The sequence below is a fragment of the Priestia sp. P5_B4 genome (assembly GCF_056400385.1).
This window is the reverse complement of sequence record NZ_JBFULJ010000984.1, coordinates 1-1326: the sequence shown is the minus strand read 5'-3', so window position 1 is coordinate 1326 and position 1326 is coordinate 1. Positions and strand designations below refer to the sequence as shown.

The window sequence follows — 1326 nt, the reverse complement described above, 5'->3', positions numbered from 1 at the left end:
GAGTGGTGGGCAGCTTCATCATTTCTTTCATATATAGAGGCATGCCGTATGAATATTGAAACGAATACGTATCATCCGAATGAGTAAAGCGCATATAGCCTTTAATCCGATAGATGGTATCTGGCATTTGGCGCAGCCAATTTTCAAATAATTCAAGATCCACTTTTTTTGTAAACTCATATACAAATGTTTTCAAATGAAGATGATCTTCCACATGAGCCTTATGGTGCGGCTGTTTTTGAGACAGCTGAGCTCTTTGAATCAGGTCAAGCTTCACGCGGGAAAATGTCGTTAATAATGTTATTGCACGAGCGTTAATTGATTGAACCTCAAAAAGCAGGGAAGACTTTTCTGCCTCAGACAGCATGTCCGTTTTATTTAATAAAATTACATCCCCATGTTTTACTTGTTCTTGAAGAAGTTTTTGAAGTTGAATGCTTAAGGACCCACGTTCTTTCCACCTTGTTGCATCGAGTGTGGTGATAATACTTTTAATCGTGACTTGATGCGCAAAAAGAGGAGACATACAGGCATCCAACACTTCAATGGGATGTGCAACTCCGGTTGTTTCTATATAGATAGCATCCAATGTGTTCTCCTGTAGAAGTGAATGAAGCTGAGTTTCAAATTGACCTTGAATCGTACAGCACACGCAGCCGTTTAGCAATTCTTTTAACGGCGTGTCTTTTTCTACTTCATTTGAGTCAATCGAAACTTGGCCAAGCTCATTCATCACAACAGCAATGTTGCGATTACGATCTTTTTCTTGCTGAAGCAGCTGTTTAAGCAACGTTGTTTTTCCGCTGCCTAAAAATCCAGATAAAATGTAGATTTCTGTTTTCATTTCAGTCTCTCCTATGTAAATAACATTGTTTAAATCGAAACTTTTCCGATTGCGGATTGGTAAATAGTATATCCAAGAGGGGATAAATGTCTAAGCGTAAATTTTTATGCTTTTTTTGTATTCATTATAACAACTTTAAAAGCACTATGGCTATCTTTTGTAAAAAACTCAAAATACAATGAAATAAGAATATTATAAAATTTCAAACTAGCTGTGCTACAATAAAAGAAAAAGAAAAAGGGGAGCAAAAGTTATGCGAATATTAGTTTTAGGCGCAGGCGGCGTTGGAGGTTACTTTGGAGGTAGGCTTGTGGAAAAAGGAGAGGATGTGACTTTTCTTGTCAGAGATCGCAGAAAAAAAGAGCTGGAACAAAATGGACTTGTTATCAAGAGCATACACGGTGACTTCACTTCACCTGTACAAGCTATTACAAAATCTGAGATGAAAGAGCCTTATGATGTTATTTTGTTCACAACTAAGG

The 1326-nt window shown here is 37.3% G+C and carries 2 protein-coding genes; one reads left to right on the top strand and one right to left on the bottom strand.

From position 1 onward, the window contains the following. Positions 1-844, bottom strand: an 844-nt coding sequence (locus tag AC1DRF_RS28090; RefSeq protein ID WP_477742323.1) for a CobW family GTP-binding protein, incomplete at its 3' end; no start/stop codon positions are given. A 253-nt stretch (positions 845-1097) separates the two neighbouring features. On the opposite strand from AC1DRF_RS28090, the gene AC1DRF_RS28085 reads away from it, so the two are divergent. Then, the coding region (locus AC1DRF_RS28085) for a 2-dehydropantoate 2-reductase N-terminal domain-containing protein (protein ID WP_477742322.1) at positions 1098-1326 on the top strand (229 nt) is incomplete at its 3' end.